The organism is Neomoorella sulfitireducens (assembly GCF_024733845.1).
Lineage (GTDB): Bacteria > Bacillota > DSM-521 > Neomoorellales > Neomoorellaceae > Neomoorella > Neomoorella sulfitireducens.
Genome location: NZ_JANRHG010000013.1, coordinates 1 through 26,902, shown reverse-complemented (window position 1 = coordinate 26,902; position 26,902 = coordinate 1). Strand labels below are relative to the sequence as shown.

Annotated in this window: 27 protein-coding genes and 3 riboswitches; of the genes, 8 read left to right on the top strand and 19 right to left on the bottom strand. The window is 56.1% G+C overall.

Annotated elements, in window-relative coordinates; genetic code table 11:
- Window position 1: 1 nt before the first annotated feature.
- Window positions 2-1,033 (top strand): galactose-1-phosphate uridylyltransferase, encoded by a 1,032-nt coding sequence (gene galT / locus NWF31_RS11975; protein ID WP_258360738.1) that lies wholly within the window; start codon window positions 2-4, stop codon window positions 1,031-1,033.
- Entirely contained in the window at window positions 1,018-2,481 is a 1,464-nt protein-coding gene (gene glgA / locus NWF31_RS11970; RefSeq protein WP_258360737.1) for a glycogen synthase GlgA, read from the top strand. The genes galT and glgA overlap by 16 nt, the downstream gene beginning before the upstream one ends.
- A gap of 106 nt (window positions 2,482-2,587) precedes the next feature.
- Here the strand turns inward: glgA and NWF31_RS11965 are convergent, their stop codons facing one another.
- The 3 genes from NWF31_RS11965 to NWF31_RS11955 are packed head-to-tail and all read right to left on the bottom strand — an operon-like array spanning window position 2,588 to window position 5,365.
- Window positions 2,588-3,904, bottom strand: a complete 1,317-nt coding sequence (locus NWF31_RS11965) for a uroporphyrinogen decarboxylase family protein (protein ID WP_258360736.1) — start codon at window positions 3,902-3,904, stop codon at window positions 2,588-2,590.
- Between the two features lie 16 nt (window positions 3,905-3,920).
- Entirely contained in the window at window positions 3,921-4,574 is a 654-nt protein-coding gene (locus tag NWF31_RS11960) for a cobalamin B12-binding domain-containing protein (RefSeq protein WP_258360735.1), read from the bottom strand.
- A gap of 59 nt (window positions 4,575-4,633) precedes the next feature.
- Window positions 4,634-5,365, bottom strand: a complete 732-nt coding sequence (locus NWF31_RS11955) for a GntR family transcriptional regulator (protein ID WP_258360734.1) — start codon at window positions 5,363-5,365, stop codon at window positions 4,634-4,636.
- Window positions 5,366-5,603: 238 nt separating this feature from the next.
- Here NWF31_RS11955 and NWF31_RS11950 point away from each other — a divergent pair, with 238 nt between their 5' ends.
- Together NWF31_RS11950 and NWF31_RS11945 are read left to right on the top strand one after the other, a co-directional pair.
- Window positions 5,604-5,852, top strand: coding sequence for a ribbon-helix-helix domain-containing protein (locus NWF31_RS11950; RefSeq protein WP_258360733.1), 249 nt, complete (start codon window positions 5,604-5,606; stop codon window positions 5,850-5,852).
- A gap of 2 nt (window positions 5,853-5,854) precedes the next feature.
- On the top strand, window positions 5,855-6,265 hold the full coding sequence (locus tag NWF31_RS11945) for a type II toxin-antitoxin system VapC family toxin (RefSeq protein ID WP_258360732.1): 411 nt from the start codon (window positions 5,855-5,857) through the stop codon (window positions 6,263-6,265).
- Between the two features lie 91 nt (window positions 6,266-6,356).
- Here NWF31_RS11945 and NWF31_RS11940 read toward each other — a convergent pair whose 3' ends face one another.
- The 6 genes from NWF31_RS11940 to gcvT form a co-directional block, all read right to left on the bottom strand.
- On the bottom strand, window positions 6,357-6,746 hold the full coding sequence (locus NWF31_RS11940; RefSeq protein ID WP_153018330.1) for a carbohydrate-binding protein: 390 nt from the start codon (window positions 6,744-6,746) through the stop codon (window positions 6,357-6,359).
- A gap of 160 nt (window positions 6,747-6,906) precedes the next feature.
- Window positions 6,907-7,728: a lipoate--protein ligase family protein gene (locus NWF31_RS11935; RefSeq protein WP_258360731.1), complete on the bottom strand. Its 822-nt coding sequence runs from the start codon at window positions 7,726-7,728 to the stop codon at window positions 6,907-6,909.
- Between the two features lie 72 nt (window positions 7,729-7,800).
- Window positions 7,801-9,258 (bottom strand): aminomethyl-transferring glycine dehydrogenase subunit GcvPB, encoded by a 1,458-nt coding sequence (gcvPB, locus tag NWF31_RS11930; protein WP_258360730.1) that lies wholly within the window; start codon window positions 9,256-9,258, stop codon window positions 7,801-7,803.
- Window positions 9,255-10,589, bottom strand: a complete 1,335-nt coding sequence (gene gcvPA, locus NWF31_RS11925) for an aminomethyl-transferring glycine dehydrogenase subunit GcvPA (RefSeq protein WP_258360729.1) — start codon at window positions 10,587-10,589, stop codon at window positions 9,255-9,257. Before gcvPA ends, gcvPB begins: the two co-directional genes overlap by 4 nt.
- Before the next feature lie 3 nt (window positions 10,590-10,592).
- Window positions 10,593-10,985: a glycine cleavage system protein GcvH gene (gene gcvH, locus NWF31_RS11920; RefSeq protein ID WP_258360728.1), complete on the bottom strand. Its 393-nt coding sequence runs from the start codon at window positions 10,983-10,985 to the stop codon at window positions 10,593-10,595.
- 18 nt (window positions 10,986-11,003) lie between these two features.
- Window positions 11,004-12,104, bottom strand: a complete 1,101-nt coding sequence (gene gcvT, locus NWF31_RS11915; RefSeq protein ID WP_258360727.1) for a glycine cleavage system aminomethyltransferase GcvT — start codon at window positions 12,102-12,104, stop codon at window positions 11,004-11,006.
- Between the two features lie 66 nt (window positions 12,105-12,170).
- Window positions 12,171-12,309: riboswitch (glycine riboswitch) on the bottom strand.
- Window positions 12,310-12,312: 3 nt separating this feature from the next.
- A riboswitch (glycine riboswitch) is annotated at window positions 12,313-12,417 on the bottom strand.
- Window positions 12,418-12,556: 139 nt separating this feature from the next.
- Between gcvT and NWF31_RS11910 the strand changes: the two genes are divergently transcribed.
- The 3 genes from NWF31_RS11910 (at window position 12,557) to NWF31_RS11900 (ending at window position 13,235) form a co-directional block, all read left to right on the top strand.
- On the top strand, window positions 12,557-12,817 hold the full coding sequence (locus NWF31_RS11910) for an AbrB/MazE/SpoVT family DNA-binding domain-containing protein (RefSeq protein ID WP_258360726.1): 261 nt from the start codon (window positions 12,557-12,559) through the stop codon (window positions 12,815-12,817).
- 5 nt (window positions 12,818-12,822) lie between these two features.
- Window positions 12,823-12,963, top strand: coding sequence for a PIN domain-containing protein (locus NWF31_RS11905; RefSeq protein ID WP_258360725.1), 141 nt, complete (start codon window positions 12,823-12,825; stop codon window positions 12,961-12,963).
- Between the two features lie 62 nt (window positions 12,964-13,025).
- Complete coding sequence (locus NWF31_RS11900; RefSeq protein WP_258360724.1) at window positions 13,026-13,235, top strand: PIN domain-containing protein; 210 nt, start codon at window positions 13,026-13,028, stop codon at window positions 13,233-13,235.
- A 65-nt stretch (window positions 13,236-13,300) separates the two neighbouring features.
- On the opposite strand, the gene sdaAA is transcribed toward NWF31_RS11900, so the two are convergent.
- The 7 genes from sdaAA to NWF31_RS11865 all read right to left on the bottom strand — a co-directional run bounded on the left by sdaAA (window position 13,301) and on the right by NWF31_RS11865 (window position 22,864).
- The gene (gene sdaAA / locus NWF31_RS11895) at window positions 13,301-14,146 is read right to left on the bottom strand and encodes an L-serine ammonia-lyase, iron-sulfur-dependent, subunit alpha (RefSeq protein WP_422880283.1); all 846 of its coding nucleotides are present in this window, start codon (window positions 14,144-14,146) and stop codon (window positions 13,301-13,303) included.
- 10 nt (window positions 14,147-14,156) lie between these two features.
- The gene (sdaAB, locus tag NWF31_RS11890) at window positions 14,157-14,813 is read right to left on the bottom strand and encodes an L-serine ammonia-lyase, iron-sulfur-dependent subunit beta (protein ID WP_258360722.1); all 657 of its coding nucleotides are present in this window, start codon (window positions 14,811-14,813) and stop codon (window positions 14,157-14,159) included.
- Between the two features lie 19 nt (window positions 14,814-14,832).
- Entirely contained in the window at window positions 14,833-17,916 is a 3,084-nt protein-coding gene (gene ygfK / locus NWF31_RS11885) for a putative selenate reductase subunit YgfK (protein ID WP_258360721.1), read from the bottom strand.
- Between the two features lie 58 nt (window positions 17,917-17,974).
- On the bottom strand, window positions 17,975-18,910 hold the full coding sequence (locus NWF31_RS11880) for an ABC transporter permease (protein ID WP_258360720.1): 936 nt from the start codon (window positions 18,908-18,910) through the stop codon (window positions 17,975-17,977).
- A gap of 2 nt (window positions 18,911-18,912) precedes the next feature.
- Window positions 18,913-20,007 carry an ABC transporter permease gene (locus NWF31_RS11875; protein ID WP_258360719.1) on the bottom strand — a complete coding sequence of 365 codons (1,095 nt, stop codon included), beginning with the start codon at window positions 20,005-20,007 and terminating at the stop codon, window positions 18,913-18,915.
- Window positions 20,007-21,524 carry an ABC transporter ATP-binding protein gene (locus NWF31_RS11870; protein ID WP_258360718.1) on the bottom strand — a complete coding sequence of 506 codons (1,518 nt, stop codon included), beginning with the start codon at window positions 21,522-21,524 and terminating at the stop codon, window positions 20,007-20,009. Before NWF31_RS11870 ends, NWF31_RS11875 begins: the two co-directional genes overlap by 1 nt.
- A gap of 200 nt (window positions 21,525-21,724) precedes the next feature.
- Entirely contained in the window at window positions 21,725-22,864 is a 1,140-nt protein-coding gene (locus NWF31_RS11865; RefSeq protein ID WP_258360717.1) for a BMP family ABC transporter substrate-binding protein, read from the bottom strand.
- Between the two features lie 219 nt (window positions 22,865-23,083).
- Window positions 23,084-23,184: riboswitch (purine riboswitch) on the bottom strand.
- 156 nt (window positions 23,185-23,340) lie between these two features.
- Here NWF31_RS11865 and NWF31_RS11860 point away from each other — a divergent pair.
- Entirely contained in the window at window positions 23,341-24,516 is a 1,176-nt protein-coding gene (locus NWF31_RS11860; RefSeq protein ID WP_258360716.1) for a pyridoxal phosphate-dependent aminotransferase, read from the top strand.
- Here the strand turns inward: NWF31_RS11860 and NWF31_RS11855 are convergent.
- The 3 genes from NWF31_RS11855 to NWF31_RS11845 all read right to left on the bottom strand — a co-directional run.
- On the bottom strand, window positions 24,511-25,428 hold the full coding sequence (locus NWF31_RS11855; protein WP_258360715.1) for an FAD binding domain-containing protein: 918 nt from the start codon (window positions 25,426-25,428) through the stop codon (window positions 24,511-24,513). The two genes, NWF31_RS11860 and NWF31_RS11855, sit on opposite strands and share 6 nt — an antisense overlap.
- 17 nt (window positions 25,429-25,445) lie before the next feature.
- The gene (ssnA, locus tag NWF31_RS11850) at window positions 25,446-26,771 is read right to left on the bottom strand and encodes a putative aminohydrolase SsnA (protein WP_258360714.1); all 1,326 of its coding nucleotides are present in this window, start codon (window positions 26,769-26,771) and stop codon (window positions 25,446-25,448) included.
- 50 nt (window positions 26,772-26,821) lie between these two features.
- Window positions 26,822-26,902 (bottom strand): 2Fe-2S iron-sulfur cluster-binding protein (locus NWF31_RS11845; protein ID WP_258360782.1); only part of this gene is annotated, 81 nt, incomplete at its 5' end.

Below are 26,902 nucleotides of genomic sequence, written 5' to 3'. Positions count from 1 at the left end.
CATGCCCGAATTACGCCAGGATCCAGTTAGCGAGCGCTGGGTGATCATTGCTACCGAACGCGCTAAAAGACCCTCGGATTTCAAGCCTCCTCATAATGAAAAAAAGGGCAATGCCGGCTGCCCATTCTGTCCCGGCCATGAAAAGGAAACACCCCCGGAGGTGATGGCCTTTCGCGATGCCGGCACCGAACCCGATACCCCGGGCTGGCAGGTACGGGTCGTGCCCAACAAATTTGCCGCCCTGACGGCAGGCGGGGAAATAGCCAGGGAAAGCAAAGGTATATACCGGGCCATGACCGGTACAGGCGTGCATGAGGTGATCATCGAAGGCCCCGATCATGATACCGTCTTTGCCGACCTGGCTCCCGATCATGCCGTCCAGGTTCTTAAAGCCTGGCGGCAGCGTTGCCTGCAGCTGGAGCAGGATAAAAGGCTGCAATACATCCAGCTTTTTAAAAACCATGGCCCTACCGCCGGCGCTTCCCTGGAACATCCCCACAGCCAGCTTATTGCCACCCCCCTGGTGCCTGCGGCCGTTAACGCGGAGCTGGCCAGGCTCAAAGCTTACCGGCAGGAAAAGAAAAGCTGCCTCTTCTGCGACCTTATAGAAGCGGAACTGGCAACAGGCACCCGGGTTGTGGCCTTTAATGAAGAATTCCTGGCCTTCTGCCCCTTTGCTTCACGTTTTCCCATGGAAATGTGGATCATACCCCGGCGTCACCAGGCAAACTTCGGTGACTGCGAAGAAGGACAGTTAAAACAACTGGCCGCCATCCTGCAGGAAACCCTGAGCCGGTTGCAAAAAGCAGCTAACGACCCCCCCTTTAACCTGGTCCTGCATACCGCGCCCCTGCGCCAGGAGGACGGTATCTACCACTGGCACTTTGAACTTCTACCCAGGCTGACAATTGTCGCCGGCTTTGAGTGGGGGACGGATATGTACATCAATCCCACGCCGCCGGAAATCGCGGCCCAATCACTGAATGAAGTAAACATAAGCCCCAAGGAGGATGGTTTATGCCTGCACCCCTGAAAATCCTGTTTGTCTCCCCTGAAGTAGCTCCCCTGGCCAAGACCGGAGGCCTGGCCGACGTGGCCGGCAGCCTCCCTAAAGCCCTGTCAGCCCGGGGGCACGAAGTGCGGGTGGCTATGCCCCGTTATCGCCAGGTTAAAAATGTTGACTACCTGACCGACCTGCCGGTGGAAATGGACGGCAGCCTGGAAACGGCCATTATCCGCCAGGCCCGGCTGCCGGGAGAGCCTCCTGTACAGGTCTACCTCATCGATAATTACAAGTTTTTCTGGCGGGACGGCATGTACTGCTATGCCGACGACGCTGCCCGTTATAATTTTTTCTGCAAGGCCATTTTATCAATGCTGCCCTGGCTGGAGTTCCAGCCAGATATTATCCATTGCAATGACTGGCAAACGGGGCCCATCCCCCTTTTCCTCAAGGTCAAACACGAGGATAACCCCTTTTACCGCGAAACGGCAACCATCTTTACCATCCATAACCTCCAGTACCAGGGGACCTTCCCCCGCAATATCTTGAAAATTATGGCCCTGGGCGAGGAATTTTTTACCCCCGAGCGCCTGGAGTTTTACGGCCAGGTCAGTTTTATGAAAGCCGGTATCCTGTACGCCGATTTGATCAACACCGTCAGCAAGAAATACGCCCTGGAAATCCAGACCCCCGAATACGGGGAGCGCCTGGACGGCCTGCTGCGGAAGCGTGCCGCGGATTTGCGGGGAATTCTAAACGGCATCGACTACCAGGAGTTTAATCCCGAAACCGATCGACATATCGCCGTCCATTATGACGCCGCCCACCTGGATAAGAAAAAGGAAAACAAGATAGCCCTGCAAAGGGAAATGGAACTGCCGGTCAAGGATGTACCCCTCCTGGGACTTATCTCCCGCCTGGTGAATCAGAAGGGGCTTGATCTGCTGGCCGCCATCCTTGACCCCCTGCTACAGCAGGACCTGCAGTTCGTCCTCCTGGGCAGCGGCGAGGATTATTACCAGCAGCTTTTCTCCCGTTACAAGGTCAAATACCGGGATAAAATGGCCATCAAAATCGGTTTTGACCCGGCCCTCGCCCAGCGGATTTATGCCGGCTGCGATATCTTCCTCATGCCCTCCCGCTTTGAACCCTGCGGCCTGGGCCAGATGATCAGCCTGCGCTACGGCACCGTACCGGTAGTCCGGGCCACGGGCGGCCTGGAGGATACCATCAAGGACTTCCACCAGTACCCGGGGAGCGGCAACGGCTTTTCCTTCCGCGATTACCAGCCCCAGGCCCTCCTGGATACGCTGAATCGCGCCCTCCATGTTTACCGGAACGAGCCGGAGGAGTGGCGTAATCTTGTCCGGCGGGGCATGGCCGCCGACTTTTCCTGGCATGCCTCGGCCGGTCAATACGAAGATATGTACCGGGAAGCCCTCCAGAAACGGGCGGCGGGACAGGTTAAAGCAGGGTAAGAAAATGGCAGCCGGGTTTTTCCGGCATGGAAATCCTTATGGTACAGCGTCAGCAAAAAAGCCAGAAACCCCGGGATGACGCCGGGGTTTCTGGCTGCTGCGATTGCTAAAAATAATTTCCAGATTCCTTTGCCGTTTCTATCAGGGCACGCATGTTCTCCGGTCTAATATTATCAATAGCGACACCGGAACTCAAAATAAACCCGCCATCTTTACCGGCAGTTTTTAACAGTCGCCTGCAGTATTCCTTTACTTCATCTGCAGTTCCCAGGGTCAACAGGGTAATGGGCACGTTGCCTGCTATGCAAGCTATATCCCCCAGGATCTCTTTGGCTTCAGCCATATCGGTCTGATCGAAAAGCCATACGGTCCTACCCCGGGGTAAATTACGAATAATTTCTAAGCGAGAGTTATAGCTTCCCTCGGCAAATAAGAAAGGAACCATACCTTCTTCAATTAAACCTATAATAACCTTCCTTAGTGTAGGCCAGTAGAAAGTTGCAAACTGCTTGCCCGACAGGAAACCGTCGGCTCCCTTGTGCAGGGGCATAAATACCAGGGGGTGGCCGGCGGCCCCGGCAGAGGATACACCCATCCTGATGGCCAGGGGAACAACGGCTTCCAGGGCTTGCAGCAGCTTTTCCGGCCGCCTGTACATATCAGTAATAATCCCGCGGGTGCCCCTCAAGGTATCGCCGATGATATCAAAGGGGGCCTTGCTTATGCCGCCGACAAGGGCGGGAAAGCCCCTCCCCTGAAGGGCCCGGTCCACGGCGCGACCCGTAGCAGCCCAGCGGCAGGCCTCTTCCCCAGCCGCAAAAAGGGCTTTAAAGGCGGCCTGTACTTCGGGTAAGCCAAAAGGGATAAAACTCCCGCAGGTCATTACCATTTCCAGGACTTCAGTAAAGGGAGCCAGTTTGGCGAAGGGTTTAAGTACACCGAATATGCGGGGGAAATAGGACCTTAACCAGAAATCAGAAGGGTCCTGGATCAACGTATCGTACTCATCAGCCTTCATATATTCGGCCTCAAGGAACTGGTATGAGATATCCGGCGGGACGCCGTGGCCCGGCCACCTGTATATTTTATAGTCAAGAACTTCAAAAAATCTTCCCGGTGGAACAAAAACAGTACCTACATAGGCATCCGGTTTAAAATCCAGGACATATTTCTTCCACGCATCCGCAGCTTTATCATAGTCGTACATAGCCTCTTCGACGGTGATGCCTGAGTAATAGACGGGAAAAAGCCCGGTTAGGGGACAAACAGGGACCCGGTCCGGCGGTCCTTTCAATTGGATGGCTTCTTTCAAGCGCATTACCCGCTCTTTATAATCTTTTTCTGCTTGCGGGTTTGCGAATTCAATACCTTTACCAGAAAGCCAGGAAAGAAACATCTGCTCTTGCCTTTCTTCCGGCTTCATTTGCTTCTCCTCTTTGTCATTTCTTCGATACCAAAACCTTCATCCCCAGCCAGCGCCGGCAAATGGCCACACCCTCCATAGCCTCCCGTACCCAGGCGTCGGCACCGACATACTGGCAGACGCGCTCGTTCACCAGGCCGCCTATAAGGACCTTGACTCCATGTACGGGAGGCAGCATGCGGATCAGTTGGACGGTCCGGCGCATGGATTCAAAAGAAGAAGTCAGTAATGCAGACAACCCTAAAACCCGGGCGCCTGTCTCCTGGACGATATTTAAAAAAATATCCGGCGGGATATCAACCCCTGCATCGTAGACACGGAATCCTTCACATCGCAGCAGGGAAATAGTTATATTCTTGCCGATGTCGTGAATGTCACCCTCAACCGTACCAAAAACTATATCGGCTTCACCCGGGTTCTCCGGGAAAACTGCTGCTACAGATAAAAAAGGTTCCAGAACTTTCAGCGCCTCTTGAAAGATTTCTGCCGACATCACCAGGTCACTTAAGAAATATTCTCCGGTAGCATAACGCTCCCCGACAATTTTTAGTCCTTGCCGGCATTCTTCTACAATTTCCAGGGGTGACTTATCCTCGCCGATAGCCTTCCTGACTAATTCAAGAACCTTCTTTTCTTCTAATTCTGCCATCGCCAGGGTTAAAGGTCCCATAATAAAGCACCTTCTTCTCATCCTTATTTTGGGATGCTTGCGGGCCTGCACCTCAGGGTCTAAATTGCCGTGGAAACCGAAGTCAATTGATACCGATCCCCACGGTATAAACACCATCCCCAGCCTACCGGCCGGCCATCCCCGGCCAGGAGTACCTGCTCCAGCAAGAAGGCCGGCGAACCCGGCGCCACCCGTAAAGCCCGGGCCTCTTCGTCATTAAGAACCGTCGCTTGCAAAACCATTTTACTGCTTATCGGGAGGGCTTCAGCATGTTTCTCCACCATCTCCGGGAGTGCCTGGTACTGAAGCTCGTTCTCAAGGATGGGCCGTCCCCGGTCGTAGCAGAGGTATTTACGGTCATATGCCAGGGGCTCCCCGCCAGCCAGAAGGGAGCGGCGGATATAGAGCACCTTCGTCCCTGCCGGAACTTGTAATTTACCGGCTGCCTTTTCCGGCGCGGGAACCAGCCTGGCTTCCAGCAGCCGGACACTGGAGGTTAAGCCCCGCGCAGCCGCCTCCTTGTGGAATTCTTCCATGATAAAAACAGCGCGGTCCAGCTCGGGCCGGGAGACAAAAGTTCCTTTCCCTCGTTCAGTGCGAATGAGACCGGCCCTGGCCAGCTGGCTCAGGCTGCGGCGGACGGTCATGCGGCTTAACCCGTATTTTTCGCTCAGTTCCGCTTCGGAGGGTAAAGCCTCGCCCGGGCGGTAGTCACCCGCCCTGATCTGGCGTTCCAGGATCTGTGCCAGCTGATAGTAAGGAGGTACAAAAGAGCTTTTGTCTATAGCCATATGTTAACCACCTCACTCAGGTAGAAGTAACCAGCTTAACAACCCTGGGTTCCAAGGAAGCTTTGTCGTTTATACAACTATTCTCCTTATTATTTGATAATTCCTGCTTAAGGCAAACTATTAGCAGCATTAATTTAGCTCAAGCAGAGCACTCGCTGTTGCTACGTTTTTTTCTCTTGTGTTTTATATATGTTGCTGTATAATGTATATGTATATTACAGAAGGAGGTATTAATGCCATGGCTGTACGCACCCAGATTTACTTGCCAGAAGAACTTTACGAGCGCTTGCGTAGACGCGCGGTCATTACTGGTAAGTCCATGGCCGAACAAATCAGAGAATCGCTGGAACGCTACTTTACCGAAATAGAAGCCAACACCCCCAAACTTGAAGATCCCATCTGGCAATTAGGCGGCCGTATCCAGAGCCAGGATCACGATCTTTCCACCCGCCATGATGCTTATCTCTATCCCCGGAAAGGCTGGTAAACATGAAGCCCTTTTTTGTTGATACTTCCGGCTGGTGTGCTGTATATGACCGCTCGGATGATAACCACGGGAAAGCCTTCTCCTTCTGGCAAAAGATAGCTTCCACTGCGGGCACGCTATATACCAGCGATTATGTAATGGATGAAACCCTTACTTTACTCCGAGTTAGGATCGGCCATACATCAGCAGTAGAATTCGGTCGCCTCATCCTCGCCAGTAAAGTGGTAAAAATTATTCCAGTTTCCGCATCCAGGTGGAAAAAGGCATGGGAGCTTTTCATAAAGTTTGGGGATAAGGATTTTTCTTTTACTGACTGCACCAGTTTAATAATTATGCAGGAATTACACTTGAGGGAAGTACTGGGTTTTGACCATCATTTTCGCCAAATGGGTTTTATTCTTTTACCAGATTAAGTTAAGTATTAAAAGCATCTTATCTTGAGCTAACCCTTTTATAAAATAAAAGGCCCCCGCTAGCTCCAGGGGGCCGCTATATTATACGCTTTTACCTGCGTCCCGGCAGGTTGCCGTTGTGGATTTCAAAGCTCCAGTTAAGGCCGTTATTGTTGTCCCAGTTGTTGGCGCTGTCCTTGAAGCAGATGTTCAGGCGGCTGCCGTCTTCCACCCGGATGTTTTTCACCCAGCCGTAGCCGGTACGCTCCATGCGGTAATCATAGATATTCTGCCAGTTATTGGCGTCCCCGTAACCAGTATGCATCCATACCTGGTCGGCGCCGCAGGCATCCAGGAGGCCGTGGTAAAGGATGGTCACTTCATCACCAGCGGTAATGGGTACCGGGTCCACCACCACCCCGCCGGGATATTCGGCCGCCCGCATCTGCTGCAGGCGCGTCCGCTCATCACTTACAAAGCGGCTGCGGTTTTTATCGCCCAACTTTATTACCTCCCCAGGAAAGGTTGTTAAAACTAGTTTCCCTGGAGACGGGCCGGGCTATGCAAAAACTGCTACCTTGTCGCTGGTCCGGTAATAACGCTGCTCTCAGATACCAGGCGCGAAAAATGAGTTTAGAGATACAGGTCAGTTCTTTAGGAACTTACCGTCTTTCCAACCAGTCTTTACTGGCATATTTCGCCCTTAACTCCTCCAGGCGCCCCTTTTCACCGTCTGTCAATTCTCCCGGGATAAACTCTAGCCCGTAGAGACTGGTAAAGGCCCGGGCTATACCGGCCTTTATTTCCCCTCCTTCGACCCTTCGGCCTAAAATTTCCTCCAGGCCGCAGGCCTGGTGGTAAAATTTATCCTTGAGGCGCTGGCGTACGGCTTCCGAAGGCATTTTTAGGACGGCAAAGAGGTCGTCAACATTTAAGGCGATAACTATCGACCCGTGCTGTAGAACCACGCCCCCCTTACGTGTCTGGGCGCTGCCTACCAGCTTGCGGCCGCCACAGGTTATCTCATACCAGGAGGGGGCATCAAAACAGGCAGCCGAAGTATGCTCATCCTGGCCTCCTTTGCGGCCGGTGGCAATCTCCACCGGCGCTCCCAGCTCCCTTAACCCCAGGGCCAGGGCCTCCGCCAGGCGCAGGTAGGAAGGGTGAATCCCACCGGTCATCAAAGGGTGATCCTCCCGGGCTACCACGCTGTAGGTGACCTCATTATCATGAAGGACAGCCCGGCCGCCCGTCAGGCGGCGCACCAATCCCAGGCGCCGTTCTTTCACAGCCTCCAGATCGATCTCTTTTTCTAATTGCTGGAAATACCCCAGGGACAGGGTTGGCGGCGACCAGGCGTAAAAACGTAAAGTCGGCGGCGTTTTACCTTCCCGGTGCTCCAGGAGAATGGCCTCGTCCACGGCCATGTTGGTGTAAGGGTCGGCCACACCGGTATCTAACAGCCGCCAGGTTTCAACTGGCATCTATATCCACCCCCATTAGCAAAGCCGGCGCTTCTAGACGTGCCGGCTTTGCTCTTCTTTCGCCGGGAACGGCTATTTTCCCTGCCAGCGTAAAACCGGATTTCTAGCCGCCGCGACTTCGTCCAGGCGCCGCACCGGGGTGTTATGGGGCGCGCCGTGGAGGAGACCCGGATTCTCAACGGCTTCTTTACAGATATTGATCAGGGCGTCGCAGAAGGCATCCAGGGTTTCCATGGACTCGGTTTCCGTCGGTTCAATCATCATGGCCTCCTGGACAATGAGGGGGAAATAGATGGTCGGCGCATGGAAACCGTAGTCCAGGAGGCGCTTGGCGATATCCAGGGTATGCACCCCGGCTTCGTTTACCGCCTTAGGCGGGGCGATGACAAACTCATGCTTGCACAACCGGTCGAAGGGCACCTTGAAGTAGGGCCGGAGGCGCGCCAGCATGTAGTTGGCGTTCAAAACGGCCTGTTCGCTGGCCTCCTTCAATCCGCAGGCGCCCAGGGTACGGATATAGGCATAGGCTTTAACCATGACGCCGAAATTGCCGTAAAAGGAACGGACCCGGCCGATGGTCCGGGGCCGGTCGTAATCCAGGTAATAGCGGCCGGCATCGTCCCGGGCCACCACCGGTACCGGCAGGAAGGGTTCCAGGTGCTTCTTTACCCCCACCGGCCCGCTGCCAGGCCCGCCGCCGCCGTGGGGGGTGGCGAAGGTCTTGTGGAGGTTCAGGTGCACCACATCAAAGCCCATATCCCCTGGCCGGGTTATGCCCATAATGGCGTTCAGGTTGGCGCCGTCGTAATAGAGCAGGCCGCCGGACCCATGGACCAGGTCGGCCATGGCTTCGATATCGCTTTCAAAAAGGCCCAAAGTGTTGGGATTGGTCAGCATGAGGGCCGCCGTCCGGGGACCGACGGCTGCTTTAAGGGCTTGCAGATCTACCAGGCCCCGCTCGTCGGAAGGTATCTGGATTACTTCCAGGCCGGCCATGGCGGCACTGGCGGGATTGGTGCCATGGGCAGAATCCGGCACCAGCACCTGGCGGCGCTCATAATCGCCGCGGCTCTGGTGATAGGCGGCGATGACGGCCAGGCCGGTATACTCGCCGTGGGCCCCGGCGGCCGGCTGCAGGGTAAAGGCGTCCATACCGCTGATTTCCGCCAGGTACTCCTGCAGGTTGTACATGAGCTCCAGGGCGCCCTGGGCCGCCTCAGCCGGCACCAGGGGGTGCAGGTTGGTAAAGCCGGGCAAAGCGGCTACCGCTTCATTTACCTTGGGATTGTATTTCATAGTGCAGGAACCCAGGGGGTAAAAGCCGGTATCCACCCCGTAATTCATACTCGCCAGGTGGGTAAAATGGCGAACGACTTCCACTTCCCCCAGCTCCGGCAGGGCGGCATCCTCCCGGCGACGGACCGCCGCCGGCAGGTAGTCCTCGACCTTTCCCGGCACGTCGCACTCCGGCAGGGTATAACCCCGCCGTCCCGGCGCCCCCAGTTCAAAAAGCAGCGGTTCCGTCCTCATGCCAGCATCCCTCCCATGGCCGCTACCAAAGCGTCAATTTCTTCCCTGGTGCGCACTTCCGTGACCGCAAAGAGCATGGCGCCGGCAATTTCCGGGTAATAGGGGCTCAAGTCGTAACCGGCGGCAAAACCCTGCTCCAGCAGGCCCCGGGCCACTTCCCCGGGCTTTAGTTTCGTCTTCAGGGCAAATTCGCAGAAGAAGGGCCCGTTAAAGAGGGGCGTCACCCCGGGCAGGGCGGCCAGTTTATCAAAAGCATAGTGGGCCTTCAACAGGCACTGGCGCGCCACTTCCTTCAGGCCCTCCTTGCCCAGGGCGGCGAGGTATATGGTGGCCGCCAGGGCGCAGAGGGCTTCGTTGGAGCAGATATTGGAAGTGGCCTTTTCCCGGCGGATATGCTGCTCCCGCGCCTGGAGGGTCAGGACAAAGGCCCGCTTGCCCTCGATATCAGTGGTCTGGCCGACGATGCGGCCCGGCAACCGCCGCACCAGTTTCTCCCGGGCGACAATAAAACCGAGGTAAGGCCCGCCGTAGTTCAGGGGATTGCCCAGGCCCTGGCCCTCGCCCACGGCCAAATCGGCCCCGTATTCCCCCGGTGCCGCCAGTAATCCCAGGGAAATGGGCTCCACGACGGCTATGCTTAAAGCCCCGGCCTTATGGGCCAGTTCCGTCGCCGCGGCCATGGGCTCAATCTGACCAAAGAAATTAGGATTCTGCAGGATGACCCCGGCCACGTCCTTCCCGGCCATCCTTTCCAGGGCGGCCAGGTCCGTACAGCCATCGACCAGGGGTATCTCCATCAGTTCTACGCCCTGGCCTTTAACGTAGGTAGCCAGGACGGCCCGGTACTGGGGATTGACGGCCCGGGAAACTAAAACCTTCCGGCGGCGGGTGGCGTTGCAGGCCACCAGGGCCGCCTCGGCCGTGGCCGTAGCCCCGTCATAATGGGAGGCCGTCGCAACATCCAGTCCCGTAAGTAAACACATTAATGACTGAAATTCAAAAATGGCCTGTAAAGTCCCCTGGCTTATCTCCGGCTGGTAGGGGGTATAGGCGGTATAAAACTCCGGCCGGGCCAGGAGGTGGCCAACAACACTGGGAATGTAATGCTCATAGGCGCCGGCGCCCAGGAAGGAAACCAGTCTTTTATTCTTCCCGGCCAGTTCCTCCATGTGGCGCAGGACCTCGCCTTCCGCCATGGGCCGGGGCAGAACAAAGTCCCGGCCCAGGCGAACAGACGCTGGTATGTCGTTAAAAAGCTCTTCCATCCGGCTGGCACCGCAGGCCGCCAGCATCCGCTGCCGTTCGGCTGCCGTGGTGGGAATGTACGTCACCCCTTACTCCCCCTTCTCCTCCTTTACCAGCTGCTGGTAAGCGCCGGCATCCATCAGGTCTTCTACTTCGGCCGGGTCACTCATTTCCAGTTCGATCATCCAGCCCTTGCCGTAAGGGTCGGCGTTGATGTCCTGGGGTGAATCCAGGAGGGCTTCATTGACGGCAATGACTTTGCCGCCTATAGGGGCATAGACATCGGAGGCCGACTTTACGGACTCGACGACGCCAAAGCTGTCACCGGCAGCCAGCTCGTCGCCTACCTGGGGCAACTCGACAAAGACGATGTCCCCCAGGGATTCCTGGGCATAGTCGGTAATGCCGATGCGGGCGCGGTTGCCTTCAACCTCCACCCATTCATGATCCTTGCTGTAATACAGGTTGGCGGGGAATTCCACGTTCCCATTCCTCCTTTTTTACTTTCTGGGCCGGCGGTAAAAGGGGAGATTCACCACCACGGCACGCTGTAAACGTTCGCGGATGCTCACCTCTACTTCGGCGCCGGCACCGATAGTTCCTGCTGCCACCAGGGCCAGGGCAATATTTTTCCCTAAAGTGGGGGCATAGGAACCGGAAGTAATATAACCGATTTCCCGGCCGCCCGCCAGCACGGGGTACCCCGGCCGGGGAATGCCCCGGTCAACCATGGCCAGGCCTACCAGCCGGCGCTTGACGCCGGCTTCTTTCTGCGCCGCCAGGGCCACCCGGCCGTTGAATTCACCCTTGTCCAAGCAAACAAAGCGGTCCAGGCCCGCTTCCAGGGGGCTGATGTCCGGTCCCAGCTCATGGCCGTAAAGGGGCAGGGCTGCTTCGAGGCGCAGGGTATCCCGGGCCCCCAGCCCGGCCGCTACCAGGCCCATTTCTTTCCCGGCCGCCAAAAGGTGGCGCCACAGGGCGGGGGCTTCGGCCGACGCAAAATAAATCTCAAAACCGTCTTCCCCGGTATAACCGGTACGGGAAATCAGGCAATCAACCCCCAGGACCCGGCCCCTGGTCCAGTGGTAGTATCCCAGGGAGGAAAGTCCCGCCTCCGCCAGGGGTTGAAGGATTTCCAGGGCCCGGGGACCCTGGAGGGCCAGCTGCGCCGTAGCCGGGGATATATCCCTTACTTCTACTGCCAGGCCGGCGGCGTTATCCCGGAGCCAGGCCACGTCTTTCTCGATATTGCCGGCATTGACTACCAGCAGGTACTCTCCTTCACCCTGGGGATAGACCAGGAGGTCGTCGACGACGCCGCCGTCCGGGTAACACATGGGACTGTAAATCACCCTGTCGCCCCGGGCCCGGGCGGCATCGTTGGTAATTAGTTTTTGCACCAGCTTAAAAGCATCCGGTCCTTTAATGACAATCTCGCCCATGTGGGATACATCGAAGAGCCCGGTACAGTTGCGCACCTGCCGGTGTTCTTCGATGATGCCGGTGTACTGGAGGGGCATCAGCCAGCCGCCGAATTCCACCATCCTGGCCCCGGCGGCTATATGTTCCTCATACAAAGGTGTCTTTTTCAGTTCCGCCACTTATTCCACCTCGCTTTAGTTAGTATGTCCACAAAAAAAGCCATCGCCGCACTATGCGGTGATGGCCTCTGTCCTTATACCTGAGAGATTAGGCAGTTGCCTGCCTTCCCCTTTGGTGTCCCTTAAAACCGGTGCTTCCCTGGCGCTGTCAAGGTACGCAACCAGCCCCGGCCGTTTAAACCGGTTTTAAGGGAACTCTCCAGAGCTGGGTCCGGGAGTAGTACTTTTGCCTGAGAGGTTCCTTCCCCTGTCACCAACCGGGGGAAATTGCTCCTTCGGCGCCCCGAAAAAGGGTCTCTTCCACTCCCTTCATCCGCCCGGTATGCAGTTTTATTTTACATTAATGTATTCGTCCTGCAGGGATAAATTCCTGCCGCCTAAAAAAATTTCAGGTAATCTTTCCTTGACACCGGCTGATGTAAGGCATAAATTTAATGTAAGGATGTGCCTTTATGTTTAGGGCCAAATTAACAAGTAAGGGACAGGTCACCATCCCTGTAGCTGTCCGCCGCAGGTTAAGCCTTCAACCTGGAGACGATCTATTGTTTGATATCAATACAGATGGTGAGGTTAAACTCCGGGCATTAAAGCGAAAACCCTTAACCGAGCTTTATGCGGCCTTACCTGCGTCAAGACCCTATCCCGGTACGGCTAAGGTTCGCGAAGAGGTCGCTGGGGAAATGGCCCGGCAAGTTCTGCACAAGGAGACATAGCTATTATGACCTATTTGTGGATTGATGCCAATGTTATTCTCCGTTTTATCACTGGCGATCCACCCGAAATGGCTGTCAAAACCCTGAAACTAATGGCCCGGGCTGAAAAAGGGGACATCGGTCTAAGGGTATCCCCCTGGTATTAGCCGAAACCGTCTGGGTGCTGTCCTCTTTTTATAAGTACCCGAAAAAGGTGATAGCTGAAAATTTGATCTCCTTTATCTGTGCCGACGGCATTTACCCGGAAAGCCGGGCTTTGCTTATCCTAGCCCTGAAAGATATGGCTGAAAAGAATGTCAATTTTGTGGATGCTTACCTTGCTGCCTTAGCTGGCAATCAGGAAGAAGCTATCTGTTCATTCGAAGTTGATTTTCAGAAACTTGGGGTTAAATGGGTCGCACCTCCAGGTTACATGTAATCCTACAAGGAACAGTTAATCCCAGGTGGGAATTAGCAATCATCAGGGTTTCCCCGGCAGAAGCCCTACTCCACCAGCCTCCGGGCTGTGGGGCAGGCAGCTATCCCGCCGGTACCGGTTTCCCGTAAGGATGCCGGCAGGGCACGGCCCACCTCGACCATGGCGGCTATTACCTCATCAAAGGGTATATAGCACCGGACCCCGGCCAAGGCGATGTCGGCTGCCGTCAGGGCATGGGCCGCGCCGGTGGCGTTGCGCATGACACAGGGGATCTCCACCAGGCCGCCTACCGGGTCGCAGACCAGTCCCATCAGGCCCTGGAGGGCCACCCCGGCGGCAGCGGCGGCCTGTTCCGGTTTTCCCCCGGCCATTTCTACGGCTGCAGCCGCCGCCATGGCCGTAGCCACCCCGCATTCTGCCTGGCAGCCCAGGGCTGCGCCGGAAAGGGAGGCCTGGCGGGCCGCAACTATACCGATGCCGGCGGCCGCAAATAAGCCGTCCACCAATTGGTCTTCTGCCAGGCCTTTCTCGGCTTCCAAGGCGAAAAGCACCCCCGGCAGTATCCCGCAGGAGCCGGCCGTAGGGGCCGCCACCACCCGGCCCATGGCGGCATTAACTTCAGCTACGGCCATCGCAATGGCTATAGCCCGGGCAGTAATGGTACCCGAAAGGCTCCTGCCGGCCCGGCGCCATTTCTCCAGGAACTTGCCGCCTCCACCTACCAGGCCGCTGGGAGAGCGAAAATCCCCTGTCAATCCCTCCTGCGCCGCCTCACGCATAACCCGGAGGCGACCTGCCATTATTCCCCGGACTTCCTCGCGGGGTTTACCTTCCAGCTCCTCCTGGTAACGGATAACAACCCCGGCCAGGGATAAATTTTCTTTCCCGGCCAGTTCCAGGAGCCCGGCCATGTTGTGAAAACTATACCGGGTCAATGGCTATCACCCGCTCAATAGCCGGTAAAGAACGCAGGGCCGCTACCAGTCCCGCCGGAACCGGCTGGTCTGTTTCCATGACCATCAGCGCCTGCCGGCCGGCGGCCCGGCGGGAAACCCGCATCCCGGCAATATTCACGCCGGCCCCGGCCAGCAGGGCCGTAACGGCGGCTATCACCCCCGGCCGGTCCGGGTATGTTGCTATCAAGGTCGGCAACTCACAGCTCATCTCTACAGGAAAGTCGTCAATTTTTTTTATTACGACCTGGCCTCCACCCGGGGAGGAGGCTAGCACGTGGACGTCACGTTCTCTCCCTTTTAAGTTAAGCTGCACGGAATTAGGATGGACATCCCCCAGGTTTGCTTCGCTAAAGGTTACTTCCAGTCCTTGCCGCAAAGCCAGCTCCAGGGCTTCCCGCACCCGTTCATCGTCGACGTTAAAACCAAGGAGACCGGCCACCAGGGCGCGATCGGTACCGTGACCGCGATACGCGCGAGCATAGGAGCCGTGGAGCAATATTTCCGCCCGGCAGGGTATTTCGCCCAGGATCGCCCGCGCCAGGCGCCCAATGCGCACGGCCCCGGCCGTATGGGAACTGGATGGCCCGATCATCACCGGGCCGATAATTTGAAAGGCATCCATGGACGCCACCCTTAATTTATTATAACCGGCCGGCCGCATGAGCACCGCAAAACAGGTGCCTGTACCCCCGGAAAACTGCCCAAACGAGGTCTAAAATACCTCTGTCTACACCCACATCAGCAGCCGTACCGCTGGCATCAAAGGCTACCCGGTAAATCCTGCCGTCAATCCGGAGCTTAAAAAGTGGTTTTTCACCGCCGCTTAACAGGAGGAAGCCGTCGTTACGGCTATTGTCAAAGTCGTCTTCCCTCCAGAAGAGGGTTAGTTTATCTTTATAAGGAGCGCCGTCGTAGGGGCAGAAGGTGGCGCAGTTGCCGCATTCATTGCACATGCCGTCGACATGGATAACCTGGTTTACCTGCCTTAAAGAGCTCCCGGCTGCCTCAACGGCGATATTGGCCCTGTTGGGGCACACTTCCGTGCAAATGTTGCAGGCAAAGCCGCACTCCAGGCATCGCTCATTTTCCTTTTCCGGATGAGACCCGGGCGCCCGGAGTATACCTTTCTTGAGGTTAATTTGCCGCAGCCTCTCTCGTTCTTCGAAGTAGTTACCAGGGTTACAGGTAGGGAGCCCAATACCTTCCCGCGCCAGGATGGCCCGGGCGACCCTGCCGCCATCGGCAATGGCCTCCACGATTGTCGCCGGGCCGCGCAGGGCATCACCGCCAAGGAAGACATTTTTGATATTTGTTTCATTGGTCGCAGGATCAATGGCAATTTGTCCCGGCGCGTTAATCTCTATACCGTTCTTCTGGAGGAAATGATAGTCCACTTCCTGGCCGATGGCTGAGATAACGGCATCAACCGGGATATTTTCAAATTCCCCTGCCAGGGGTACCACCCCGGGCCTCCCGGAGGCATCCGGTTCTCCGGGTCGCATCTTCTGGCACTGCAGTACCCCCCCCGACCAGGAATGCGGGGCCAGCAACTCCTTTAAGGTGATACCTTCCGCCAGGGCGGCCTTTAGTTCTTCCCTCCTCGCCGGCATATACTCCCGGGTTCTCCTGTAAATAATATAAACTTTTTCTACTCCTGCCACCCTGAGGGCCGCCCTGGCGGCGTCCATAGCCACGTCCCCGCCGCCGATAACGGCCACCCTCTTGCCCAGCTGTACGCTTACCCGGCCATCTTTAAACTGTTCCAGGAAATCGACAGCGTTAACTACTTTTTCCTCCCCGGCCTTTAAGGACAGGGCTTTAGCTTTACCGGCACCTATGGCCAGGTAAATATATTTATAGCCCTGCCGTTGGAGCCCCGCCACGGAAAAGCCCGGATCGGCGCCCAACTTAAAGGTCACGCCCGCTCCTTTTATTAACTCCAGGTCCCCGTTAATTGCCTCCCCGGAAATCCGGAAAGGGGGGATAATGTATTGAACAGTACCGCCCGGTTTTTCCCTCCGGTCAAAGACGGTAACATCCAGGCCGGCCCGGGCAAGAAAATAGCCTGCAGCCAGGCCTGACGGCCCGGCGCCGATAACGGCAACCCTGGCAAGATCCTTTCTTTCCCTTGCGCCCCTATTTTGCAGGCGATGGGCGCCACCTCTGGCAGCCGCAAGCTTCTTTACTTCGCGAATACAGACCGGCTCATCGTAGTCCAGGCGGGTACATTTTTCTGCGCAGAACTGGGGACAAAGGGAGCCGGTGATAAAAGGCAGCGGGTTTTTGGTGATGATAAGTTCGTACGCATCAAGGTATCTCTTCTCGCCCACCAGCCTGATGTACTCCGGTACGTCCTGGCCTACAGGGCAGCCCGCAGTACAGGGTGCTATAAAACAATTCGTCAAGGGCAGCTTCTTGCCCACCTTACGGCTGCCGGTACCCCTCTTTTCCTTAAGATAATCAGGATGTTTAAGGGATGCGGCCGCAAGTCCGGCCAGTTTTTCCACATCCACTGCACTCGCTTCCCCGTCCTGCACCTGCGTTTCCAGGGTCCCGGCCAATTGCTTTAACCGCAGGTACCCTCCCGGCTTTAATAACGTCGTCGCCACGGTAAGGGGCCAGATCCCAGTGGCAAAAATCTGGGGAACGTTAAAGACATCGCCGCCGCCGGCATAGGATATTTTCAACTGGCCGGCAAATTCCGCCGCCAGCCTGGCGGCAAGATTGATGGTCAGGGGGTAAAGGGCCCTGCCTGAAAGATACATTTCCTCGCCGGGTAAGGCGCCGCGATTGTTTTTCACCGCCAGGGTATTGGAAAGCTTTACGCCGAATCCCCTGCCATGTTCCCTGGCAAACCCCTGCAGCCTCTTTAACAGGGCCAGGCCGTCGTCATACTGGAGGTCATGGCTGAAAGATTCTTCTTTCAGTTGAATGTAACCATACCCCATTCCGGCCAGGGCTTCCTTTACAAACTCATAGCCCAAAAGGGTCGGATTCAGCTTGACAAAGGTGTGCAGTTTTTTCTGGGCCAGGAGATGGCGGCAAATCGTTTCTATTTCCCCCGGAGGACATCCGTGCATTGTGGAAAGGGTGACGGATTGGCATATATTTGGCGAAATACTGTCAATAAAACCTTCATCCACCCGGGTAAACTTTTTAATTTCTTCTTTTAGAACCGCCTTGCATTCCTGGAATATAGAGGTCCGTGAGGCATCTTTAAGCCCCTCGATGAATTTATCAACTTTAGGCGACTTTATTCCTTGCAGGTCATAGCCAACGCTCATATTGAATATGAAGCCCCGCTGCTCTGCATCCCACAGTTCTTTTTGTATAACATGTAATAAAAACCATGCTTTAACATATTCGGCAAATGCTTCTTCAACGGTTAGCTCCGTAGACCACTCCACATTATAGCATTCATCCCCGGCATCGATACAGGGCTTGGGAATATCCAGCCGGTCCAGGACCTGCACCGTCTTGAGCTCGAAAAACCTGCCCCCGCACAAATAGGAAGCCACTATATTCTGGGCTAGCTGGGTATGGGGACCGGCAGCCGGCCCGATTGGAGTATCGAGGTATTCACCAAATAACTGCAGGGAGGTATTGGTTTTCTTCTGAAAAAATTTTGCCTGCGGGATGCCAAAAACGCTGTTGTGTTTATACCTCTCCTCAATTATCCAGGTTAAAAGATCCCTGAATGATATCGGACGCATCACACTACCCATTGGTCTTTCCTCCCCGTAAAAATGCAATCCAGGTCCTCATTACGCGGGTATTTATCCTTTACCTTTCCTCCCGGTCATAGGGAATGGCCAGGGCGCCGGGGGCTCCGATGTGCTTGACCACGGTCTGGCGGGTGGCAATAATCAGGACCACCAGGGTCAGGATGTAAGGCAACATTTTTAAGAAAAAGGAGGGAATGGCGATTTTAGTAGCTGCCTGGAGGGTATAGGTAAGGGCATCTACACCGCCAAAGAGATAGGAACCCAGGAGGGCTTTAACGGGATCCCAAACGGCAAAAATCACCAGGGCGACGGCGATCCAGCCCCGGCCGGCAGTCATATTCTCCAGCCAGCTGGGGGCGTAGGCCAGGGAAAGGAAGGCACCGCCGGCACCGGCCAGCATGCCGCCGATAATGACATAAATATACCGCAGGGCAAAGACATTAACCCCGAGGGCATCGGCAGCCGCCGGGTTTTCCCCGATGGCCCGCAAGTTCAGCCCCGGCCGGGTGCGGTAAAAATAGTACCAGAGCAAGGGCACCAGGATATAGGTCAGGTAAACCAAGGGATTATGGTTGAACAAAACCGGGCCGATAATAGGGATTTCCGCCAGGATGGGGATCGCCACCGGTTTGAAGCTCAAAGGTAAAGGAATACCTACATAGGGTTTGCCCAGAAAACCACTCAAACCGGTGCCAAAAATAGTCAGGGCCAGCCCGGTTACCACCTGGTTGGCGCGCAAAGTAATAGTTAAAAAAGCAAAGACGGCCGCCAACAACCCTGCCGCCAGCATGGCCACAAGGAAGCCCATCCAGGGATTACCCGTACGTACCGCTACCATGAAGCCGGTAACGGCTCCCACCAGCATCATCCCTTCCACTCCCAGGTTTAAAACCCCGGCCCGCTCGGCCAGGATTTCTCCCAGGGCGGCGTAAAGAATGGGTGTACCGGCAGTTATGGCCGCTGCCAGGGTAGCAATCCAAACAGAAGTTTCCATATTTATTTCCCCTCCTTGCGGCCAAAGTGGAGGCGGTAACGGGTTAAAATCTCGCCGCCGAGGACAAAGAAAAGGATAGCGCCCTGGAGCATGGAAACCGTCGCCGCCGGCACGCCGGACGTCTGGACGCTGTAACCGCCAACAATGAGGCCGCTAAAAAGAAAAGATACCAGGATAATGGTCGCAGGATGTAGTTTAGCCAGCCAGGCAATGATTATGGCCGTATAGCCGTACCCGGGGGAAATACCATGTTGCAGGCGGTGGGTAATACCTGCAACCTCGCTCATGCCTGCCAAACCGGCCAGGGCGCCGCTCAACAGCATTACCAGGATAATATTCCTTTCTATTTTAATCCCGGCGTACCGGGCAGCCCGGGGACTCTCGCCGATTACCCGGATTTCGTAGCCCCAGCGGGTACGCCAGAGAATAATGGCCAGTAGGACTGCAGCCAGCAAGGCAAAAACAAGGCCCAGGTGGATACGGGTACCGGCAAAGGTAGGCAGGGTGGCCGCCTTGCTGAAGGGAGCCGTCAGGGGGAAATTAAAGCCCTTCGGGTCCTTCCACGGGCCGTATACCAGGTAGTCAACCCATAAGATGGCCACATAGTTTAACATTAAAGTAGTAATAACTTCGTTGACCCCCCACCTGGCTCTGGGCAGGGCCGGCAGAACGGCCCATACGCCTCCCATCGCTATTCCGGCCAGAAACATGGCCGGCAACATTATATAGGCCGGCAAGTGGGGAAAGGTCAGGGCTACCCAGCTTGCCCCAAAGGCACCCATGTAGAATTGCCCCTCCGCCCCGATATTCCAGAGGAGCATCCGGAAAGCTACGGAAACACCCAGGCCCGCCAGCATCAGGGGAATGGCCTTGACGACGGTTTCCGAAAGACCGTATTTGGACCCGATCACGCCCTCCAGCATGTTTTGATAGACTTTTAAAGGATTAAAACCGGTTGCCGCTAAAAATATGGCACCCACGCCCAGGGCCAGGATGACGGCAGCTACGGGAATTATGACGGCCGTCAACCGGGAAGGTTCCAGCCGTTTTTCCCAGGTAATAACGGGTACCCGGCCCGGCAAAGATGTTCCTGCCATCAGGCACTAACCTCCATTCTTTTCGCCCCGGCCATCATCAGGCCTATGTCCTCGATCCTGGCTTCTTCAACACCCATCAAGCCCGTGATTTCTCCTTCATACATGACGGCAATCCGGTCGGCCAGGCGGAAAAGCTCTTCCAGGTCTTCGGAGATTAAAAGGATAGCCGTCCCGGCCGCCCTCTGTTCCAGGAGCAACCGGTGTACCGTCTCTGTTGCACCGACATCCAGGCCCCGGGCAGGGTAAACGGCCACCAGGAGACGCGGCCGGTTGGAGATTTCCCGGGCCAGGAGCAGTCGCTGCAGGTTGCCGCCGGACATCAGCTTCACCGGGGCATTCAGACCTGCCGTCTTAACCTGAAAACGTTCTATTAGCTCTTTTGCCCAGTCGCGCGCCGCCAGCCTGTTGAGAAAGACCCGTCCCCAGCGGGGATGACGGTATTCTTTCAGGAGCAGGTTATCGACGGCCCCCAGGTTGGGTACCAGGCCCATACCAAGGCGATCTTCGGGTATATAACCCACCCCGGCGTTAATTACCCGGCACGGGTCGCACTGGCCCAGCTCCTGCCCGGCAACTGTAATCATCCCGTCCTGGCAGGGTCTCAAACCGGCGATGGCCTCGGCCAGTTCCCGCTGGCCGTTGCCGGCCACACCCGCTATACCCAGGATTTCCCCGGTGTGAACGGTTAAGTTTATGCCCTTTAAGGCTGGAAGCCCCCTGTCGTTCAGAGCCTTTAAATTCTTTATCTCCAGGACTTTATCACCTTTCCGGGCCGCAGGCTTGCTTACCTGCCACAGGATCTCGCGGCCAACCATCATCCGGGCCAGATCCTTCTCGCTTGTTTCGTTCTTTTTGACTGTGGCTACCGTTTTCCCACCCCGTAAAATGGTGATGGTGTCGGCGGCATCCATTACCTCCTGGAGTTTATGGGTAATAAAGATTACGGCGCATCCCCGGGCGGCCATCTTTTTTAACGTCCGGTATAAATCCCGCGCTTCCTGGGGGGTCAGGACGGCCGTCGGCTCATCAAGAATTAGCACCCGGGCATGGCGGTACAAGAGCTTGATAATTTCCACCCGCTGCTGCTCGCCAACCGATAGCTGCCAGATACGCGCCTGGGGTTCTACCTGGAGACCGTATTCTTTAGAAAGGGCAGCAATCTCCCCGGCCAGCTTGTTCAGGTTGAGCCTGAGGCCCCCCTTAAGACCGAGGGCCACATTTTCCGTCACCGTAAAGGGGCCCACCAGGCGAAAATGCTGGTGGACCATACCTATTCCCGCTGCAATGGCGTCCCGGGGTGAACGGAAATTCACCTTCTGGCCATCAATGTAGATTTCCCCGCCATCCGGGCGGTAAAGCCCGGTAAGAACACTCATGAGGGTACTCTTGCCGGCACCGTTTTCCCCGAGCAGGGCGTGTATCTCCCCTGCCTGGATTGATAAATTAACCCCGTCGTTGGCCACCACACCGGGAAAAACCTTCGTTATTCCCCGCATCTCTACCAGGGGTACTGCCATAAAAAATGACCCCCTTCATCCGGCTATAAATATAAATTTCCCATAGAAAAAAGATTCGCTGCATCGAGATAAAATTCCTTCCCCCAAATATAATTTTTATTAAATTTTGACCTTCTAAATACTATACTATTTAACACCCATTTAACAGTTAAGGCCGTGGAAATAAATCCCACGGCCTCCTGTCAACTTTTTCTATAATCTTATTTGGGAATATCGCCTTCTACACCCTCGACAAACCAGTTAACACCTAGAACTTCTTCATGACTCATCTTCTGGCCTTCCTGCACCCGCACTTTACCGCTCTGGTCCTTGATGGGTCCCTGGAAGACGTAGAACTTGCCGTCAATAATTTCCTGTTTTTTCGCATCTACCAGGTCGCGGACTTCCTGGGGCACTTTGTCGTTATAGGGCCCGAGGTCGATAATACCATCTTTCATAGTCCCATAGTAGTCTTCCGATTTCCACGTGCCGTTCTTCACCGCTTCTACTACTTTAACATAATACGGACCCCAATTCCAGACAGGCGAGGTCAGGTTGGCTTCAGGAGCAAACTGGCGCATATCGCTGTTGTAACCGATACCGTATTTGCCCCGCTCCTGGGCTGCCTGCTGGGGACCGGGCGTATCCTGGTGCTGGGCAATAACATCGGCGCCGGCATCCAAGAGGCTTAACGCCGCCTGCTTTTCGGCCGCCGGGTCATACCAGGTATTGGTCCAGACTACCTTTACCTTGACATCGGGGTTAACCGAGCGTGCTCCCAGGGTAAAGGCATTGATGCCGCGGATTACTTCCGGGATGGGATGGGCGGCAACATAACCCAGGACATTGGATTTGGTCATTTTGCCGGCGACCATACCGGAGAGGTAGCGGGGTTCTTCCATGGCCGCAAAGTAGGTCCCGACGTTTTGGGCCGTCTTATAGCCCGAGCAGTGCATAAAGACAACGTTAGGATATTTTTCGGCCACTTTAATGACGTAATCCATATAACCGAAGCTGGTAGCAAAGATGACCTTATTACCCTTTTCTGCCAGTTCCGTTAATACCCGTTCCACATCGGCCCCTTCGGGGACGTTTTCTACATAAGAGGCTTCTACCCAGGGCAATTTTTCTGCCAGGTACTGGCGTCCCTGCTCATGGGCCCAGGTCCAGCCGGCATCACCAATCGGTCCCACATAAATAAAGGCGACCTTCATTTTCTCTTCTGCAGCCTGTCCTCCTGCAGGCTGGTTTTGCCCGCTCTGGTTGTTCCCGGCCTCTTTCTTGCCGCCGCAGCCGGCAGCAAACAAGGTTACCGCCAGGACCAGGAGCAAAATTAATATTAAACGCCATCCTTTGCGCATTATGGCTCCACAGCTTACCTTAAAGCTGTGGATTTACACCTCCTCGCTTCAATTTTCCTTCGCTGTTGCTCAAAAGCTGATATGCCTTAACCCGGGCAACACCCCTCCCCGTTTTAATGTCTTTCAGGGCAATTCATTCCCGGTAATATTTTCCGGGGCCCACAGCAACATTAATAAATATCAAACACGGCAACGAAAAACCAGGTGCCTACCGCGCTGCCAAAGGTTAGCCCCCTTCGTAGCCAAGGTGATTCCGGTCACCTGGTAGATACTCCCGAACCCATTTCCGGGATTATACGAAGACTTCAATTGAAGACTTCCGCTTTATACAATAAAGAATTATTCGCCGTCCAGGCAAAAAATCCTGCCGGACAACAATCTCTTCTTTAAAGTTAATTTACCAAGGAAAATTATTTAAAGGAAAATAACTTCCTGCGTAGAATATTATATCCCTAAAAATTTTAGGGAGAAAGTCCATGTTTGCCGACTTATTAGCAGCCAGAATGGCTAATCTGGGTACAGAAACGGCCTTCCTCGTTCTGGCAAAGGCCAGATCCCTGGAAACCCAGGGGAAGGAGATCATTCACCTGGAGATCGGTGAGCCTGATTTCGATACCCCGCGCCATATAATTGAAGCCGCTATCCGGGCTTTAAATGCCGGTTACACCCACTATACACCTGCTCCCGGCCTGCCGGAAGTCCGGGAGGCCATCGCCGATTACGCCACCAAGCAAAAAGGCGTTCCCTATAATGCCGGGGAAGTTGTCATCACCCCGGGCGGGAAGCCTGTAATCTTTTTTACCATCCTGGCCCTTGTTAACCCCGGCGATGAAGTCATCTATCCCAACCCGGGGTTTCCCATATACGAATCGGTGATTAACTTTGCCGGGGGCAAAGCCGTCCCCATCCCCTTGAGGGAAGAAAAAGATTTCCGCCTGGATCTCGACGAGCTGTCACATTTAATTACTCCCAGGACAAAACTTCTGATCCTCAATTCCCCGGCCAACCCCACCGGCGGCGTCCTAACTCCAGAAGACGTTGCCCGTATTGCCGATCTGGTAAGGGGCAGGAACATCTTTGTCCTCTCCGACGAGATCTACGACCGCATCGTCTACGAAGGCGCCCGGCCCGTTTCCATTGCCGCCCAACCCGGCATGAAGGACTGGACTATTATTTTAGACGGTTTCTCGAAGACCTATGCCATGACCGGCTGGCGGCTGGGCTTTGGCCTCATGCACCGGGAACTGGCAGAATATGTTGCCCAGTTGATGGTCAACTCCAACTCCTGCACGGCAGCCTTCATCCAGAAAGCCGGCCAGGAAGCCCTGACGGGACCCCAGGATGTCGCCGTTGCCATGGTAGCCGAATTTAAAAAGCGGCGCGACATTATTGTTGAAGGTCTCAACAGCATCCCCGGCATTACCTGCAAGCGACCCCTGGGCTCTTTCTACGTCTTTCCAAGCATAAAAAACCTCGGACGTTCCAGCCAGGAAATGGAGACCATCCTCATGGAAAAGGCTGGTGTGGCCGTTTTAAGCGGTACGGCCTTCGGCAAATACGGCGAAGGCTACCTGCGCCTTTCCTATGCCAACTCGGTAGAGAACATCGAAAAGGCCCTGGAAAAGATTGCCGCTGTTGTGAAGGAGCTATGAGTAAACCTTTCCAGTAGCCCCGGCCTGCAGGCCGGGGCCTCCAATTTTCTGCCCCGTCGCCCTGGTAAAGGCTTCCGCCAGCGTCTGCCTGACCAGGACGGACGTCATGTCCTTGCGGTAGGCGCCGGAACCCCTGAGGAGGCTGTCCCGGGGCCGGGCGGCTTCTCTGGCCGCCGCCGCGGCCCGTGCGATCACTTCTGGGCATGGCTCCGCGCCGATAAGTACTGCGGCCGCTTCCGCGCACAGGAACGGGCGGGGGGCCACCGGGGCGATACAGATGCGCGCCCGGGTGCACTTGCCCCCTGCCACCTGGACCCGGACGGCGGTATTAAGCATAGGCAGGGAAAGGGCCCGCCGGGGCGACAGGCGGGCAAAGGCCGAGCCTTCCCCTTCCCCCCACAGGGGGACGGTAAAGTGGGTTAATATTTCCCGGCCGGCATCTACCCTGGAGCGGCCCACGCCTTCGTAGAGGTCCTCTACCGCCACCCGGCGCGCACCTTGCGGTCCCAGAATGGTGGCCACGGCCCCCAGGGCCACCAGGGCCACCGCCGTATCGGCCGCCGGCTGGGCGTTTACTACATTGCCCCCCAGGGTGCCGACATTGCGGATCTGGGGCGAGCCGACGGCTGCCGCGGCTGCCGCCAGGGCCGGCAGCTTATCCTGGATAAACTGCGACGCGGCAACTTCAGCGTGGGTGGCCGCCCCGCCAAGTATTACCTCGCCGTTTGCTTCTTTAATTACCTTTAATTCCGGGATGCGGGAAATGTCGACCAGGGTATTAACCTGTCGTTTCCCTTCTTTAAGGTCGATTACCAGGTCGGTGCCCCCGGCGATGAGGCGCGCCCCCGGGCGGGCGGCCAGCATGGCCAGGGCCTCGGCTGCCGAGGTGGCAATAAGGTACTCCCGGGGCATGCTATCTCTCCTTAGCTTTAAAGCCTCTCCCAAACCTTGACCGCCAGTTCCCTGGCCCTGGCGGCAATGGCCGCCTCATCCAGGTGCAGGAGCCGCCGTTCCCGCATAAGGATTTTGCCGCCGATAACGGTTGTGTCTACCAGACCGTCGTTGAAGCCGAAAAGGAGGTGGCCAAACCAGTTGTCTGCCGTGATGGGGGTCGGCGCATGGTAATTCACCAGGATAACGTCAGCATAGGCGCCCGCCTGCAAACGTCCTACGGGATGGGCGAAGAACTGCTCCGCTATGCGGCAGTTGTTGGCGAAAACCATGGCCGGGACTTCCGCCCAGCCAGCGTTGGGATCGCCGGAAACAAGCCGGCGCAAAACATTGGCCGTCTTCAGGGATTCAAACATATCGCTGGTATAGCCGTCCGTCCCCAGGCCGACGACCACCCCCGCCGCCAGCATCTCCCCCACCGGGGCGCAGCCGACGGCATTGCCCATGTTGGATTCCGGGTTATGGACCACCAGGGTGCCGGTTTCCTTGAGGATGGCTATTTCCCTTTCAGTCACATGGACGCAGTGGGCGGCGATGGTATTGGGACCCAGGATGCTGTGATCCGCCAGGCGCTCCACCACCCGCTTGCCCTCGCGTTCCAGGGCGTCTTCTACGTCCTGGATGCCTTCCGCCACGTGGATGTGGAAACCGCTCCCCACCTCCGCCGCGGCCTCCCGGCAGGCGGCCAAAGTGGCTTCGGAAAGGGTAAAGGAGGCGTGAAGGCCGAAGGTGGCGCTGACCAGGCCTTCTCGGCCGCGGTATTTTTTAATGGCCTCTATATTCTCTTCAATCCCCTGCAGCATAACGTCCTCGCCGTCGCGGTCGGAAACCTCATAGGCCAGGCAGGTGCGCACCCCGGTTGCAACTGCCGCCCGGGCGATCATCTCCAGGCTGCCGCGGACGGCGCGGGGGCTGGCGTGGTGGTCAAGGATGGTGGTGGTGCCGCTTTTAATGCAGTCGATGAGGGGGATCAGGGCGCTGTAATAGACGTCCTCCAGGGTAAGGGCCTTGTCCAGGCGCCACCATAGGCGTTGTAAAATCTCCAGGAAATTGGTAGGCGGCGCGTCCTTCAAGGCCATGCCCCGGGCGAAGGTGCTGTAAAGGTGCATGTGGGTGTTAATCAAGCCCGGCATGATCACCATGCCCCGGGCGTCGAGCCATTCCGCCCAGGGATAGCGCTGCCTTAGTTCAGCCGTAGGTCCTGTGGCGACTATCAGGTCGCCGTCGATGGCCACTGCCCCATTTTCTAGCAAGGGATTTTCCGGCACCAGGGACAACAGGCGGCCGTTACCAATGAGGAGCATAGCTATACCTCCAAATTTTTTACAGGCTGGTTTAGTTTGGTCTCATTTGTCTAATCTGCCAGGGCCTTTTCTACGGCCTTGATGATGTTTTGGTAGCCCGTGCAGCGACAGAGATGCCCGGACAATTCCCG